Raw genomic sequence first — 14,493 nt, 5'->3', positions numbered from 1 at the left:
AGTTCAAGGGACTGGTTCCTCGGGGTGGCGGTCATGAAAGCGGTGCAGGGAGGAGGGGTTCTTGTGCTGGGCGCCGAGGACGTTCAGGTCTCTCACCACGTCGTTCAGCCGCCCTTGTCACCCGCCCGGGTGGCCGTGCCAGCCCGTCACGGTCAGGTCCTGGCGGCAGCGCTGCAGCGAGGACGTGCCGCCCCGCCTGCGCCACCGGCACCACGGACGAGATGGTGAAGCCAGTGAGAAAAAAGTCAAGGCCAGCCGTTGCCGGTGGGCTTGAGACCGCCCAGGGCGCCGGTGGTGTAGCCCACCAACACCACGTCCCCAGGATCGGCGGCGGTCTTCCTCGACGCGCCCACAGTGGCTCCCGGACCAGAACACCAGCGTCCAGCCCAGCCACGCCAACAGGACCCAGGCGCACAGGGTCCTGACCATCAGGATGGCCCCGGACCAGGCGAGCGCCCGCCGCCCGGTCGCCGGAGGCGGCGTACAGCGGACGGTGGAGCAGCAGCGAGAAGCGGCCCTCGCCCCACTGCATGGAGCGGACGGGCAGATTGGCCAGCACCCAGAAGGCCAGCACCACGCCGGGCAACGGCAATCTTGCCGTAGCCTGGGCTTATGCCGCCCTCCGCCCGCTCCTCTTCCGGGTTGCCCACCTTCACGCTGCCGCTGCATGACCCGGCCTTCGTGCGCGATCCCTACCCCCTGCTGGCCGAGCTGCGCGAGGAAACGGCCGCCTTCCGCGACCCGGCGCTGGACCGCGTCTTTCTGACCCGGCATGCGGACATCTCGGCCGTGCTGCGGGACCGCCGCTTTGGGCGCAGCGTGCTGCACCGCTACTCGCGCGACGAGCTGGGCTGGCCGCTGCCCGACCCCCGCCAGGCCCAATTCGACGCCTTCAACGGCAACCACCTCCTCGACTCCGAGCCGCCCAAGCACACCCGGCTGCGGTCGCTGGTGGGCCTGGCCTTTACCCCCCGGCGCGTGGAGGGCCTCTCGAAGCGGATCGAGGGGATTCTGGCCGCGCAGCTTCAGGGGTTGAGCCGCGAGGGGGGCTTTGACCTGGTGGCCGACTATGCGGAGCCGCTGCCCGTCACCGTCATTGCCGAACTGCTGGGCGTGCCGCCGGAAGAGCGCCATCAGCTGCGCCCCTGGTCCGCCGCCATCGTGCGGCTGTATGAGCCAACGTACACGCCCCAGGAACAGGCCGAGGCCGAACGCGCCGTGCTGGAGTTCAGCGCCTTGCTGCGCGGTCTGGCGCTCTCCCGGCGGAGCGAACCGCGAGATGACCTGATTACCGCACTCGTGCAGGCGGAAGACGCCGGGGACCGCCTGACCGAGCAGGAGCTGATCGACACCTGCATCCTGCTGCTCAACGCCGGGCACGAGGCGTCGGTGAACGGGCTGGCGGCGGGCGTGCTGGCCCTTATGCGGGAGCGCAGACACTGGGACACGCTCGTGCGGGCTGCTCCTTGGGAAGGCAGTCTGCCCACCTTCCGCACGGCGGTGGAGGAGCTGCTGCGCTACGACACGCCGCTGCCCCTGTTCGAGCGCTATGTGCTTGAAGACCTGACCCTGGAGGGCGAAGAGCTGCGCCCCGGCGAGAACGTCGGCCTGCTGTACGCCAGCGGCAACCGCGACGTGCGGCGCTTTTCACGGCCCGACGAACTGGACCTCACCCGCGACGAGGGCCCGCACCTCACCTTCGGGCTGGGCGTCCACTACTGCCTGGGCGCACCCCTGGCGCGGCTGGAACTGGCGCTGAGCCTGCGGGCCCTCGTGCGCGCCTTTCCGGGCCTGCGCCTCCAAGAGCCGGATGCGGAGGCCGAATACATGGGTGGTTTCGTGATCCGGGGCCTGCGACGGCTGGACGTGGTTCCGGGGTGAAGCCGGAGGACCTCGCAGCCGTGTGGGAGGTGGGGCAGGTGCGGACCCTTCGGCCCCTGAAGGGCGGCAGCATCAACGGGGCCTACCGGGTGAGGGCAGAGCGGGGAGAGAGCTTTGCCTGCGGGTCCGCAGCCCCGTTCAGGCGCGGGTGAAGCGCGAACACGGAGCGATTGCCCCAGCCGCCCTGTTTCCCACCGCGCCGGGTGCTCCCCCGCCCCGCAACAGCCTCACGCCCGAATGCGCGGAGGAGCTGGGTCACTCTCTGGCCGAGGTGCATGACCGCCTGCCCGCCGGAACGGGCGGTAAAGCGGTTGGAGCGTATCGAGGCCGCCGTCCTGGCCACGGCAAACGCCGTGGACGGCGAGGCCCTCACACGAACACGGCGGAGGCTGACGTATTTGCGCGCCTCGCCGCCCGCCCCGCACACCCCGGCCTTTCCCGACCGCTTTCTGCACGGCGACCACCACGACGGAAACGTGTTTTTTCAGGATGGACGACCCGCCGCCCTGATCGACTGGGAACAAACCCGCCTCGCCCCCCGGGCGCGGGAAACCGTGCGCCGCCTGGCCCTCAGCCTGCGGCTGGACCAGGGGCTGTGCGCGGCCCTCCTGCGGCGGCTGCCGCGCCCGCCTTTCCCTTGCAGCGGAGGAGCTGGCAGATGGAGCCGCCTTGTACGCCGCCACCCAGGCCCACAATGTCTGGACCTACGAGGGCGTGTCCCTGGAGGGCGACCCCGGGCCGCGCGCTTTTATCCGGCCGCCGCCCTACGTGCCCTTCGGGGTGGTGTGGGCCGGGTTGGACCTGGACTGAAGCTCAGCAAACGGCTCCAGCCACGCGCGCCCCAGTTCGCCCGCTTCCGCCTCGGCGCAGGCCTCGTCGCCTCTCCCCAGGGCGAGGAGGGCCACCACCCGGGCTGGACTGCGCGGCAGGCTGCGCCAAAGGGCTTTCTCGGCGGTTCGCGCGGCCTTCTGGCCGCTGCCCACCAGGCCCTGAGCGTGGGCGAGAACGGCCATCAGGTGTGCGTCAGCCTCCTGCCCGGTGAGTTCGGCCACCTTGAGGCCCTCGGCCAGCGTTCGCAGCGCGGCGCGGGCGTCCGTTCCGAGCAAGACTTCGCCCAGCAGGGTGGCAGCGGCGACGAGCGCCTCCGCGTCGCCCTCCGCGCGGGCCAGTGAGCGGACGTGACGGGCGTGCTTCGCGGTCTCTGTGTCCCGGGTCTGCCACGCGGCGCGGGCACGCAGCAGGGCTTGGCGGGCCGTTTCGGGTTGCCGCTCCAGGACGTTCAGGGCGGCAGGTCCGTCTCCCAGGCGCAAGAGGGCGGCGGCCCGCAGCAGGGGAGCCGCCGCCCAGCGCAGCGCCAGCCTCGGCTGCCCCAGGCGCAGGGCCAGGGCCGCCGCTCCGTCCCGTTCGGGCTCGGTGGGAAACAGGGCGCGCAGGGCAGCGAGGGCAGCGGTGTCCTCTCCCGCCTCCACCAACGTGCGCAGCCGGTTCAGGGAAGCGGAGGAAAACGCCATGCACGGCAGGATAGCGGGAGCGCGTGGGGGGCTTCAGGCGCTCAGGCCGAGGTCCAGTCCCAGAAAACGCCACAGCGAACGCCGGGGCACGCGCAGGCCGCTGGGGTGCTCAACGGCCCCGAGCCGCCCGTCACGAATCCACCGGCGGACGGTGCGCTCGTGCGTGCCGGTGAAGTCGGCGACCTCGCGGACCTTGAGGAGTTTGGGAAGCGTCTGGAACTGTTCGGTGAGTGTCAAGGGCAAACCTCCGAAAAGCACGTGGGGCCACCACAAGGGCAGCCCCGACGACGTTCTGATTTGTGACCGCACCGCCCGGCGCACCCGGACCCCCACCGCACAGAAGCGGTACGGGGAGGGGAAGGGCAAGCGGCGCGATCAACTTGAAAAAAGCGTATCACGCCCACCGTCAGCGCAAGATCAAGGATGAAGGAGGGGTGCAGGGACCCCATGCCCCGTCCACTGCGGCAGGCAGCAGCGTGGGAAACAACCCCCTTCACGGCTCGGCTGGTGGCGTTTTTGAATCGCACGTGCGGGCGCTCCCTTCCCCTGCAGCCCCCGCCCACACGCGCATAGGGCAAACACAGGCCCATCACACATGGCGCTCTAACCTGCATACGTACCAAACAACCGTTGTCGTTCCCAGGGAAGCGAGAGCTTTCCGGTCCGCTTCAAGGAGTCCCCATGCGCCGATTTGCCCTGCCCACCGCCACCCTCGCCCTGACCACCCTGCTCGCCTCCTGCAACATGAGCGCCCCGACCTCCGCCAGTGAGGAAGCCAGCAGCCCGGCCGTCAATATCGCTGCGCTGACCGCCGACCCCTACGCGAAATCCAGCGGGCTGACCGAGCAGGCCACCGAGGCGTACAACATCACCCTGAACTTCGCGGCGGGCAGCGACGCCAGCGTGGTCAACGCGATGAAGTCGGCGGCCAGCCGCTGGCAGGGCGTGGTAACCCAGGGCCTGCCCAGCGTGACCGCGAATATTCCGGCCAACGCCTGCGGCAGCAACGCGGCCTACAGCGGCACCATCGACGACATCCTGGTCTTCACCGGCAACAAGAGCATCGACGGCCCCGGCGGCATCCTGGCCCAGAGCGGCCCGTGCAGCGTGCGCTCGGCGAGCGGCCTGACGACCTACTCCACACTGGTGTTTGACACGGCGGACCTCGGGCAGTTCAGTAGCCAGCTTGCCGACATCGCCGTGCACGAACTGGGTCACTCGCTCGGCATCGGCTCGCTGTGGCGGCAGTTCAGGCTGGTCAGCGGTGCAAACACCACCAACCCCGTGTACAGCGGCAGCAACGGTGTGCGCGAGTACCGCGCGGCGGGCGGCACCCTCTCCACCGTGCCTGTCGAGAACCAGGGCGGCTCGGGCACGGCGGGAGCCCACTGGCGCGAAACCACCTTCAAGACCGAACTCATGACCGGCTACCTCAACAGCGGCGTGGTCAATCCGCTGTCGCGCATCAGCGTCGGATCGCTGCAGGACATGGGCTACGCGGTGAACTACAACGCCGCCGACAGCTACCGCGTCCCCACCACCACAGCGCAGATGCTCGAAGGCCTGGACATCGGGCACCGCGAACAGATCATCACCCCCAAGTACCGGACGGAGTAGGACCGCACCGGGTCACCCAGCACCTCCACCGCCGCCCCGCTCCTCTTCCTCCGAGGCGGGGCGGCTTTCTGTGGCGTCGGCCGCGCGGGGCAGGATAGATTCACCCCCAATGAGCCTGCTCGACCAACTGTCCGGCACCCTGATCAACGTCGCCACCGTCCTCGCCGGAACCGTGGTGGGCCTGCTGCTGGGCGGCCGCCTCCCCGAGCGCACCCAGCGCACGCTGCTCCAGACCTTATCCCTCGTGACCACCTTTATCGGGCTGGATATGGCGGGCAGCCTGAACGCAGTGAAGGGCGGCTCTATTCCCGGCGTTATTCTGGCGCTTGTCGCCCTGGCGCTGGGGGCCGTGGTGGGCGAGATGCTGGGGATAGAAGAAGGCCTGTCCCGGCTGGGCGATACCCTCAAGGCACGGTTTCGGGGTGGTGGGCGCTTCACCGAGGGCTTCGTGGCCGCCAGCCTGCTGTTCTGCATCGGGCCCATGACGGTGGTGGGCGGCATTCAGAACGGCCTGACGGGCGATCCCTCCACCTACGTGCTGAAGGCCACGCTGGACGGCATCGCCTCGTTGGCGCTGGCGGGGGCCTACGGCATCGGGGTGGGCTTTAGCGCCCTGACGGTGCTGCTGCTGCAGGGGGGGATCAGCCTGCTCGCCGGGGCCTTCGCCTCGGGCCTGCTGGGAGGCGCGGATCCCAGCATTCTGAAAACCAATCCGTACGTCCTGCTCATCACGGGCACGGGCGGGCTAACCATCGTGGGCATCGCGTGGAACCTGATGCTGGCGGGACTGGGGTGGGAGGACCGCCGGGTGCGGGTGGGCAGCCTGCTTCCGGCACTGGTGATTGCGCCGGTGGCGCTGTGGCTGGCGGGGCGGGTGTAGTCTCCACTCGCCAGGAGTTTTGAGGTTGGGGTCAGTTCTGAACCTGCTTTGGCGGCACTCGGCACACGGACACAGGCGCGAGGAACAGCGGCGTGCCCAGCGCGAGCAGCAGCCCGGGCAGGGCCGCACCGCCAACGCGGGCGGGCAGGAAGGCCAGCGGAGCGAACAGCGCCGCGAGTCCGAGGAAAAGGCGGGCCGCTTTGGGTGCCGCTGCGCCTGGGCGCCGGGCAGGGCGCACGCGAGGGCCAGGGGAAGCGGCGAGCAGGCGCGTGGGCGAGGCCCAGCGCCAGGCCCCGTTTGCCCGTCAGGCCAATGACGGGGGGGAGCCAGAAACGCGGCCATCATCCCACCGAAGACGCGGGGGCCAGGTGCCGCTGTCGTGGTGGTGGTCCCGAGACGGACGCCCGCCACCACGACAGCGGCCATCAGGAATCCAATGCCGAGCAGCACGGGTATTTCCAGCGGTGAACCGTAGCGGTCAGCCGTTCCAGCAGCGTCGAAATCGCCACCCGGGCGGGCAGGCAGGGCGGCGAGCAGCCCCACCAGCGACAGCACGGGCAACCCCAGCATCAGGGCGCACGTAGCGCGTTCGGCGGGCAAGAAGGGCGGGAGGTGGCGCGCCCCAGGCACGGCGGGGCGGCGCTCGGTGCCGTGCAGGGAATCCTGATGGAACGCGCGGTTGAGACCGTAGACCACCGGAAGGAGGAGCACCAGCAGGCCCCCCCGGGGGGTTGATCCAGGGCAGAAGCAGGGGCGCGAACACGGTATAGAACGTGCCCGGTACCACCAGCGCCGGAGCCGTCCGGCGCTGCGACGCGGACCATGCCCGTTCGGGCAGCAGGGTCGAGCGCGCGCGAAAGCCGAACCATTCGCCCGGGCGAGCGCGGGCGGTGGCGTTGCCCGTCACGGTCAGCATGACGCCGGTGGCGAGGCCCAGCGCCCGGAGCAGATCGCCGCCGAAGGCGAGCGCAGCGGCGATAGCGGCCTGAAGCGCGAGGGCCTGCGCCGCCGCGTCCGACATGGCCGGGTTTTGCCGCTCCAGGCCGCCCATCCGCGCGACGAGCACGCCCGCAACGAGCGGCGACACACTGGTGGGCAACAGCGCCCCCCGTTCTCCGGTGGGCAGGTGTGGCCAGGCCAGCACGAGCAGCACCAACGTGACGGCCGCGCCCAGCGCGAAGAGGGGATCAATTCGGCTGCGCGTCACGGCCGGCCTCCTTTTCCTCCGCTCCCAGTCCGAACGCCCCCAGCGCCTGCGCCATCACGTCCTGAAAGGTGGTGGTGTTCAGGCGGTAGATCCCCTGTGTGCCGCGCTTTTCCGTCCACACCAGATCGGCGGCCCTGAGAACCGCAAGGTGACCGCTGAGGGCGCTTTTGATCGTAGAGGTCCGCCGGTTCGCCCGCCGTCCGCTTACCGCCGCGCAGAATGGCCCGCCGGGTGGGGTCGACCAGGGCGCGAAAGATCCCGCTAACCTGTACGGGACGCACGGCCACTTCGTGCCCAAGAGGGCGGTGCACAGAAAGTCCACGGTGGCGGTGACCGCCCTGCGCTCCAGCGGCAGCCCGGCATTGCCGCAGGTGGCGAAGTTGGCAGCGGGGTCCAGGGGCGCGGGCACGAGGACATGGTGCACGCCGCGCGCGAGGTGCAGCCGGGCCGCCGGCTGGGCGCCGGCGAGGAGGCGGGCATCTTCAGCGCGCACCTGCAGGTCCCGGTCTCCCTGCACGATCAGCGTGGGGACCGTCACGGCGGCCATCAGCTCCTGCACACCGCAGTTCAGACTGCGGCGCAAGTAGGGCTGCACCGAGGGCCGGAACGGAACAGCGGCGCGAGGACGGGAGACACGTCCGCAACCGTCTCGCCCCGGCCCAGGGCGTCCAGCAATTCGGTTGCCCTTGGCCACGAGCTCGGGCGGATTGGCGGGGTTCTGCACGGGCTGACGGCGGATGGTGGTGCCGATGTCCCCGCCGGGGGCGGCGAGCAGCGCGAGGGCGCGGGCTGGGTTCTGGCCCTGCAGCGCTCCAACGCGATCAACCCACCCTCGCTGTGGCCGATTACCGCGGTGGAGCCGAGCTCAGGCTGCGCGGCCAGCGAATTTGGCCACGCGCGGGCGTCGTTCGCGTGGCCAAAACCCAGCGCCTCCTCGCGCGCGTCAGCAGCGGTACCCGCCCCGACGCCGCGTTTGTCGATCCCCAGCGGGGCGGTCCCCCGCGCGGCAAGGTTGGCCGCCAGTTTGCGGTACGTTCCGTTCCGCCCGGGCCGCTCAGCAGATTGTCCCCATTGCGGGTCTGTGGGGCCGCTGCCCGGCAGGACCAGGACAGCAGGACGAAACCCCCGCGAGGGCCGCCCGGCACGTCCGGCGTCACCCCCCGTGAGGAGGGGAGGGCGGCCGACAGAGACAGCAGCGCAGACCGGCGCGTACGCTTCTCCGCCGCTGTTTGGCGAATTTGCCTGACCGCGAAACAGCAACACGAAAGAAGTCAGGTCTTCCCACCCTCCTCTAACGCGCAGCCTTCACCTGGCTGGCCCACCACAGGCGCACCCACGCCCGAAAGGCGGGATACCGGCCGCCAAGCAGGGCGCGCACCTTGCGGTCCTTCTCGGCGCGGTGGGCGGCGATGCGCACGTTCAGTTGCGTGGCCTCCTGCCGCCCCAGCACGTGCCGCCCGGCCTCGCTGTCGGCAGCCTCGCTTCGGGCCAGTCGGCGCAGCTCGGCCACCTCTGCCGGGGCGAGGTTCAGCGCCCTTGTCAGTCGTTCGCGGTCCCGGGCAGAGGCGGGCAACGCGTAGAGCCGCAGCAACACCGGACTGCGTGGCCACGGATCGGCCACCACCCGGGCAGGGGGCGCAGCGGCGGCAGGACCCACCGCACAGGCGGGAAGGACGAGGGCGAGGAGCAGCCTCTTCATGGCTTCCAGCGTAAGGGAGCGGGAATGAGGAAGTGCCCGCATCTACGGAAATCATGGGGCCGTCCGCCCGGCCTCACCCGTCGCCCATGCGTCCCAGCTCCCCTTGAGCCAATCCTTAATGTCGTTCTATACACGCTTTTGCGCCTTCCGCTGTCAGTGCCCGGTCAGCTTTACCGCCTACCTTGGGCCGCAAGCACAAGGAGGCACGACATGCGAAACGGTTCCCGCACCCCCCTGGTGGGCCTGCTGGCCTTGACGGCCCTGCTGGGCCTCACGTCCCCCGCCCAGGCGGCAGGACGCGCGAAGATCAGCGCGCAAAGCATCATCGTGAACCCCGTTGAGACGAAACTGGACATTCAGGTCTGGGTGAACAAGGACCCCAGCGGGCAGGGCAATCCGGTCTACCGCAAGGGTGACCCGGTCCGCGTGGGCGTGAAGACAAATGCCGACGCCTACGTCTACCTCTTTAACGTCAACGCTGACGGCCAGATTGACCTGTTTTTTCCCAACGGCTATGAGTCCGGTGAGAACGGCGAGGACAACTTCGTGCAGGGCGGCGTAACGCGCCTGTTTCCAGGCAAAAACGCCAAATATTCCCTGACGGTGGGTGGCCCCAACGGGCAAGACCGGCTGCTCGCGCTGGCAAGCACGAAACCGCTGAACCTGAACGACGTCGCGCAGTTCGCCGGTGACCAGGGCTTCGCAGAGGTGCGGCTGCAGGGACAGGACAAACTTGCCCAGGCCCTCAGCGTGATCGTGAACCCGCTGCCTGAGGACGCCTGGACCACCGATGTGTTGACCTTTCGCGTCGGCAACGGCGGGAATGCGGGCGGCGGCGTGGGCACGGTGACCACCGCGCCCGGCCAGTCGCTGCCGACGCCTCCGGCCCAGGAACAGCCCACCGCGCAGATTCAGCCCGGCGAGAAGCAGGACGGCTCCTTCGACGCTGCTGTGGTGGGCGCCTATGACCGACTGAAGGGCGACGAGTCGCTGGGCAGGGCCACGAGCTACGCCGTGCCCTGGGGCGAGGGCCTGTGGCAGAAGTTCCGGGGTGTGGGCGCGTATGGCGACGCCGTGCTGCTGCACGCAAACGGCAGCAGCCGCGCCTACGCGGTTCACGGCCGCCTGCTGGAGCGCTACCTCGCGCTGGCAAAGGCTGAGAACGCCGCGGGCCGTCCCCCCTCCCGGCTGGGCTGGGCGGCGGGCGACGAGAAGGTCATTCCCCGCAACCCCTACGGCACCACCGGGCTGTACGGCTTTTTCCAGAATGGAGCGCTGTACGGCACCGAGAAGTACGGCACCTTCTGGCTGACGGGCGCGGTCCTCAAGACCTACCAGGGCCTGGGCGGCAGCGGTTCGTTTCTGGGCTTCCCCACCCGGGACCAGTACCTCGTGAATGGGGCGTGGGCCGCCGACTTCGAGGGCGGGACCATCCGCACCGTGAACGGCGTGCCGAAGGTCTCCCGCAAGTAATCCCTCCACCCTGACCCTGCTGCGCCGGGGGCGACTGGCCTTCCCTCCTCTCACCCTTCCCCGCCCCACCCCCGGCCCTTCCCTCTCCCGCGTCCCCACCGGCTGATCTGCCGAAAGCCGAGTTCGGCAGCCAGGCCAAGGGACCGGGTCTTAATCGGCGGCGTGGGTGGACCGGTTCTTCCCGTCCCCACGCCCGCTTCTTCAAGCCCACTGCTCACGCGGATGTCCCAGCTTCACGGCCTGGAGCATCCGCCTTTTGCCGTATGTTTCGGGCAGAACCTTCGTGGCGTAGAGTGCCCTTGAGCGAAAGGAGCAGAACATGACGACGGCACCTCTGGGGGGCAAGGTGGCGCTGGTAACGGGCGCGAGCCGGGGCGTGGGACGCGGGGTGGCCCTGGGACTGGGCGAGGCGGGCGCGACGGTTTACGTCACTGGAAGGACGTTGCGGGGGCGGCATCCCGAAATGCCCTTCTTGTCCGGCTGCCTGGAAGAGACGGCCGCGGAGGTCACGGCGCTGGGCGGGCAAGGTATTCCCCTCGTGTGTGACCACCGCGACGACGGGCAGACGCAGGTTGTCCTCGAAACCATCCGCGGGGAACACGGTCACCTCGACATTCTCGTCAACAACGTCTGGGGGGGGTACGAGGGCCTGCACCGCTGGGACGAGCGCGGGCAGAGCTGGGGTGCGGCGTTCTGGCAACAGCCCCTCTCACTGTGGGACGAGATGTTCGGGGCTGGGGTGCGGGCGCACTACGTCACGACCTCGCTCGCCGCGCCGCTCCTGATCGCCAGACGCGGGCTGGTGGTCAACATCAGCTTCTTTGCGGGGCAGCGGCACCGGGGCGCTGAGAACGTTCCCTATTTCCTCGCCAAGAATGCCGACGACCGCATGGCGCAGGCGCTGGCGAACCACTTCCGTCCGCACGGGGTCACAGCCGTGTCGCTGTACCCGGGCCTCGTCCGCACCGAGGGCGTGCTGCTGGCCCCGGAGGGGGCCTTCGACTTTTCCAACTCGGAGTCACCGCAGTTCGTGGGGCGGGCCGTGGCACACCTCGCCGCCGATGGAAAAAGGCTGGAGCGCTCGGGACAGACGCTGGTCGCCGCCGAACTGGGCGAGGAGTACGGCTTCACGGACGTGGACGGCCAACGGCCCCGGTCCATTCGCTCGGCGTTCGAGTAAACGGGACCGAGGCTGCGGGAGCAGGGCTCAGCTCAGCTTGGCTTTGAATTCCCCGTAGCCGAAGGTCTTCACCCGCTCGTAGTGCCCGTCCGTATGCAGAATGCCGATGTCGGGGTGCTTGACACCATTAAAGAAGGTGGTTTTGACCATCGTGTAGTGGATCATGTCGTCAAAGACCACCCGGTCCCCCACCTTCAACTCGTGGGGGAAGACGTACTCGCCCACCACGTCACCCGCGAGGCAGGTGGTGCCGCCGATCAGGTAGGCGTGTCCGGCAGGCGCGTCCACCGCTTCCCGGTGATCGTGCTCGGGGGGATCGCCCGCGCCCAGGATGCGGGGACGGTAGGGCATCTCCAGCACGTCGGGCATGTGGGCGCTGACCGACACGTCGAGCAGCACGGCGTCCTTGACGTTGTGCACCACGTCGAGCACGCTGCTCACCAGCCATCCGGTCTGCCAGCCGAACGCGCTGCCAGGCTCCAGGATCACGTGAACGCCCCACTTTTCGCGGAAGGCACGGACGACCCGGATCAGACGGGGAATATCGTAGCCCTCGCGCGTCATCAGGTGCCCGCCGCCGAAGTTGACCCACCGCATCTGAGGCAAAAACTCCCCAAAGTTACGCTCGATCACTTCCAGCGTGCGCTCCAGCGTATCGGAGTCCTTTTCACAGAGGCTGTGGAAATGCAGGCCGTCCACGCCGTCAAGCAGATCCGTCCGGAACTCGCGCCGGGTCACGCCGAGGCGGGAAAAGGGACCAGCCGGGTTGTACAGGTCCGTCTCCACCTCGGCGTACTCGGGATTGATGCGCAGGCCGACGTGGAGCGTTCTGCCCGCCGCACGCGCCGCCTCCACCTGGGGTTTAAAGCGCTCCCACTGCGAGAAGGAATTGAAGACGAGGTGATCGGCCAGCTCCAGAATCCGGGGAAAGTCCTCGTCGCTGTAGGCGGGGGCGTAGACGTGGACCTCCCCCTGCATCTCCTCGCGGGCGAGAATGGCCTCGTTCAGGCTGCTGGCCGTTGCCCCGGTGATGCCGTACTCGCGCAGGAGGGGGAAGGTGCTCCACATGGAGTAACCCTTGAAGGCGACGATGATCTGCGCCCCACTTTCACGCTGAACGCGTGAGATGAGCGCCAGATTGCGGCGCAGGCGGGACTCGTCGAGCACGAAGGCCGGGCTGGGAATGGCCGCCCAGTCCACCGACTCGGTGGGGGTCACGGCGGGGAGTTGGAAGTCGGAGACGGTCATGGAGCACAGGGTAACGCGCCTTCCCCGGGCGAACCGTCAGCGGGGAGGCAAGGTCAGGGCAGCGCTGAGGGCGGGCGGCGTGTTGGGCAAGACCGTGTTCGGGCGGTAGCCGTGGTCCTGATGGGTGCAGGCGCGCAGCACCCCCAGCACGAGGCTCAGGCCCAGCCACCAAGACCAGCGGGAGCCGCCGGACAAGGGCTTGGAGACGGCCTGCCCGGACGTGACCTGCCGCTCGGGCTCTGCCCTCGCAGAAGACAGGCTTAGTCGCCGGGCCGTCTTTTCCTGCCAGTCGCGCTCCTGCGCGGCGGCGAGGGCCTTCTGGGCCGGGGCGTGGTCCTCGGCAGCGGCCCGCTCCAGCAGGTGCTTGGCATAGTTGAGGCTGTCTTGCAGGGGCGGGGTGTCCACCGGGCGCAGCACGCCGTCGTCACCGACTTCCACCAGTCCAGCGCGCAGGCGCTGGGCCAGCACGTAGCGGGCGGCGTTGTTGCCCGCGTCGGCGGCGCGCAGCAGGTAGCGGTAGCGGTCCCGCTCGCTCAGCTCGAATTGCGCGCGGTAGGCGTCGAAGTCGCTGTAGACCTCCCAGCTCATGTCCTCGCTGCCCAGTTGGGCGGCCTTGTACACGTCCTCACGCTCCTGGGCGGAGGTCCCCGAAGCACCGTGGCGAGACGCGCCCTCAGACTTGCGCCCCAGCTCCACGAGCAGCTCTGCCGCCTCGCAGTTGCCCTCATCGCGCGCCGCCCGCAGGAAGGCGGTGGGATCGGGGACCCGGCCTTTGCGGATATACAGCTTGAGCCGCCCCAGGGTGATCGCCGCGTCCGGGTCCCCGCGCTCCGCCTCGCGCACGAGCAGGGCGGTGATGCGGGGCAGGAAGGACTCCAGCCAGTCGCGGTTGACGTACAGCGCCCAGGCGACGTTGCCCTCCAGGGCATTGCCAGGTTCATTCTCGGCGGCGCGTAGCAGGCGTTCGAGGGCGGCCTGACGCTCGAGCACCGGGGCCTTGGCGTTCGTCAGCGCCACGAACAGGCTGCCCGCCTGGAGCTCGCGCAAGTCGGCGGCGAGGCGGGCGCGTTCCACAGCCCCCGCCGGGTCCTGGGCAAAAGCCATGAAGTGGTGCGCCACCAGGGCGTGAAACTCAGCCCATAGCCGCTGCATCTCCGCCGCCCCCAGCAGCCCGGCCTCCTGCTGCTGCCGCACAAAGGTCAGCATCTGTTCTTCGCTGCCGCCCCACTCGGTCCGCAGGTACGCCAGCATGGTCTGGCGTACCTCGAAGCTGTGCGGATTGTCGGCCAGGGGCCGGGTGAACCAGTCGGGATAACGCCCCGCCTGCACGTCTTGGAGGCTCATTTCGCAGCCCTGGGTCAGGTGAACCTGGGCCACCACGAGCCAGGCGGTGAGGGGATGGTCCGTCATCGTGGTGGCGTGCCGGGCGCACCCTTCCGCCTGTTCCAGAAAGTGACGCATCCCCCGCCTGCCCCGGTCACTGACGAGGTTGAAGGTGGTGTGTCCCCGAAAAGCCCACGCCCGTGACAGGCACCACTTCGCCAGCGCCACATGCGCCGCGTAGGAGCCGGGGCAGGCCTCCACCCATTCGCCACACTTCTCACCCAGCGCGGGGTCCGGCCGCTCGAAGGGCGCGAAGGCGTCGCGCAGGTCCCGCTCACTCCGCTCGCCCCGCTCGAAGGCGACCTGTACGTCCGAGAGCTCACGGTCGAGCGCTGCGTACTGCTCGGCGCGCAACAGCTGGAGGGAGGAAGAAACGTTCATGCCTTCTTAAGGATAGAGCGAAGCGCGACATCA

Annotated in this window: 14 protein-coding genes and 1 pseudogene; 7 read left to right on the top strand and 8 right to left on the bottom strand. The window is 69.3% G+C overall.

What is annotated here, in order from left to right:
- The first annotated feature begins 612 nt into the window (after positions 1 to 612).
- The 3 genes and pseudogenes from B9A95_RS17585 to B9A95_RS33885 all read left to right on the top strand — a co-directional run bounded on the left by B9A95_RS17585 (position 613) and on the right by B9A95_RS33885 (position 2,691).
- The gene (locus B9A95_RS17585) at positions 613 to 1,881 is read left to right on the top strand and encodes a cytochrome P450 (RefSeq protein ID WP_084048484.1); all 1,269 of its coding nucleotides are present in this window, start codon (positions 613 to 615) and stop codon (positions 1,879 to 1,881) included.
- Between the two features lie 275 nt (positions 1,882 to 2,156).
- Positions 2,157 to 2,435, top strand: a pseudogene (locus tag B9A95_RS37225) (phosphotransferase); the annotation flags it as partial.
- A 115-nt stretch (positions 2,436 to 2,550) separates the two neighbouring features.
- Positions 2,551 to 2,691, top strand: a complete 141-nt coding sequence (locus B9A95_RS33885; protein ID WP_170928690.1) for a hypothetical protein — start codon at positions 2,551 to 2,553, stop codon at positions 2,689 to 2,691.
- Here the strand turns inward: B9A95_RS33885 and B9A95_RS17575 are convergent.
- The gene (locus B9A95_RS17575; protein WP_084048483.1) at positions 2,646 to 3,392 is read right to left on the bottom strand and encodes a hypothetical protein; all 747 of its coding nucleotides are present in this window, start codon (positions 3,390 to 3,392) and stop codon (positions 2,646 to 2,648) included. The two genes, B9A95_RS33885 and B9A95_RS17575, sit on opposite strands and share 46 nt — an antisense overlap.
- Before the next feature lie 33 nt (positions 3,393 to 3,425).
- Positions 3,426 to 3,629 (bottom strand): helix-turn-helix domain-containing protein, encoded by a 204-nt coding sequence (locus tag B9A95_RS17570; RefSeq protein WP_084048482.1) that lies wholly within the window; start codon positions 3,627 to 3,629, stop codon positions 3,426 to 3,428.
- 444 nt (positions 3,630 to 4,073) lie between these two features.
- Here B9A95_RS17570 and B9A95_RS17565 point away from each other — a divergent pair, with 444 nt between their 5' ends.
- Both B9A95_RS17565 and B9A95_RS17560 read left to right on the top strand, forming a co-directional pair.
- Complete coding sequence (locus tag B9A95_RS17565) at positions 4,074 to 5,009, top strand: leishmanolysin-related zinc metalloendopeptidase (RefSeq protein WP_084048481.1); 936 nt, start codon at positions 4,074 to 4,076, stop codon at positions 5,007 to 5,009.
- Positions 5,010 to 5,118: 109 nt separating this feature from the next.
- Positions 5,119 to 5,889 carry a DUF554 domain-containing protein gene (locus tag B9A95_RS17560; RefSeq protein ID WP_084048480.1) on the top strand — a complete coding sequence of 257 codons (771 nt, stop codon included), beginning with the start codon at positions 5,119 to 5,121 and terminating at the stop codon, positions 5,887 to 5,889.
- 31 nt (positions 5,890 to 5,920) lie between these two features.
- On the opposite strand, the gene B9A95_RS17555 is transcribed toward B9A95_RS17560, so the two are convergent.
- The 4 genes from B9A95_RS17555 to B9A95_RS17540 form a co-directional block, all read right to left on the bottom strand.
- Complete coding sequence (locus B9A95_RS17555) at positions 5,921 to 6,127, bottom strand: hypothetical protein (protein WP_084048479.1); 207 nt, start codon at positions 6,125 to 6,127, stop codon at positions 5,921 to 5,923.
- 240 nt (positions 6,128 to 6,367) lie between these two features.
- Positions 6,368 to 7,096 (bottom strand): hypothetical protein, encoded by a 729-nt coding sequence (locus B9A95_RS17550; RefSeq protein WP_084048478.1) that lies wholly within the window; start codon positions 7,094 to 7,096, stop codon positions 6,368 to 6,370.
- Positions 7,077 to 7,820: a hypothetical protein gene (locus B9A95_RS35535; RefSeq protein ID WP_245808359.1), complete on the bottom strand. Its 744-nt coding sequence runs from the start codon at positions 7,818 to 7,820 to the stop codon at positions 7,077 to 7,079. Before B9A95_RS35535 ends, B9A95_RS17550 begins: the two co-directional genes overlap by 20 nt.
- Before the next feature lie 567 nt (positions 7,821 to 8,387).
- Positions 8,388 to 8,795 carry a hypothetical protein gene (locus B9A95_RS17540; RefSeq protein ID WP_084048477.1) on the bottom strand — a complete coding sequence of 136 codons (408 nt, stop codon included), beginning with the start codon at positions 8,793 to 8,795 and terminating at the stop codon, positions 8,388 to 8,390.
- Between the two features lie 210 nt (positions 8,796 to 9,005).
- Between B9A95_RS17540 and B9A95_RS17535 the strand changes: the two genes are divergently transcribed.
- Both B9A95_RS17535 and B9A95_RS17530 read left to right on the top strand, forming a co-directional pair.
- Entirely contained in the window at positions 9,006 to 10,268 is a 1,263-nt protein-coding gene (locus B9A95_RS17535) for a DUF4384 domain-containing protein (protein WP_084048476.1), read from the top strand.
- 319 nt (positions 10,269 to 10,587) lie between these two features.
- Positions 10,588 to 11,448, top strand: a complete 861-nt coding sequence (locus tag B9A95_RS17530; protein WP_084048475.1) for an SDR family NAD(P)-dependent oxidoreductase — start codon at positions 10,588 to 10,590, stop codon at positions 11,446 to 11,448.
- A gap of 27 nt (positions 11,449 to 11,475) precedes the next feature.
- On the opposite strand, the gene nspC is transcribed toward B9A95_RS17530, so the two are convergent.
- Both nspC and B9A95_RS17520 read right to left on the bottom strand, forming a co-directional pair.
- On the bottom strand, positions 11,476 to 12,696 hold the full coding sequence (gene nspC / locus B9A95_RS17525; protein ID WP_084048474.1) for a carboxynorspermidine decarboxylase: 1,221 nt from the start codon (positions 12,694 to 12,696) through the stop codon (positions 11,476 to 11,478).
- A 36-nt stretch (positions 12,697 to 12,732) separates the two neighbouring features.
- Positions 12,733 to 14,460 (bottom strand): DUF4034 domain-containing protein, encoded by a 1,728-nt coding sequence (locus B9A95_RS17520; RefSeq protein ID WP_084048473.1) that lies wholly within the window; start codon positions 14,458 to 14,460, stop codon positions 12,733 to 12,735.
- Positions 14,461 to 14,493: the final 33 nt, after the last annotated feature.

The organism is Deinococcus hopiensis KR-140 (genome assembly GCF_900176165.1).
Lineage (GTDB): Bacteria > Deinococcota > Deinococci > Deinococcales > Deinococcaceae > Deinococcus > Deinococcus hopiensis.
The sequence above is the reverse complement of the archived record's forward strand: the minus strand, read 5'-3'. Positions and strand labels throughout refer to the sequence as shown.

What these genes read in the sequence shown, in the direction of transcription:
- B9A95_RS17585 (WP_084048484.1), top strand. Translation starts at nt 613, where the DNA reads ATGCCGCCCTCCGCCCGCTCCTCTTCCGGGTTGCCCACCTTCACGCTG.
- B9A95_RS17575 (WP_084048483.1), bottom strand. Translation starts at nt 3,392, where the DNA reads ATGGCGTTTTCCTCCGCTTCCCTGAACCGGCTGCGCACGTTGGTGGAG.
- B9A95_RS17565 (WP_084048481.1), top strand. Translation starts at nt 4,074, where the DNA reads ATGCGCCGATTTGCCCTGCCCACCGCCACCCTCGCCCTGACCACCCTG.
- B9A95_RS17560 (WP_084048480.1), top strand. Translation starts at nt 5,119, where the DNA reads ATGAGCCTGCTCGACCAACTGTCCGGCACCCTGATCAACGTCGCCACC.
- B9A95_RS17540 (WP_084048477.1), bottom strand. Translation starts at nt 8,795, where the DNA reads ATGAAGAGGCTGCTCCTCGCCCTCGTCCTTCCCGCCTGTGCGGTGGGT.
- B9A95_RS17535 (WP_084048476.1), top strand. Translation starts at nt 9,006, where the DNA reads ATGCGAAACGGTTCCCGCACCCCCCTGGTGGGCCTGCTGGCCTTGACG.
- B9A95_RS17530 (WP_084048475.1), top strand. Translation starts at nt 10,588, where the DNA reads ATGACGACGGCACCTCTGGGGGGCAAGGTGGCGCTGGTAACGGGCGCG.
- nspC (WP_084048474.1), bottom strand. Translation starts at nt 12,696, where the DNA reads ATGACCGTCTCCGACTTCCAACTCCCCGCCGTGACCCCCACCGAGTCG.
- B9A95_RS17520 (WP_084048473.1), bottom strand. Translation starts at nt 14,460, where the DNA reads ATGAACGTTTCTTCCTCCCTCCAGCTGTTGCGCGCCGAGCAGTACGCA.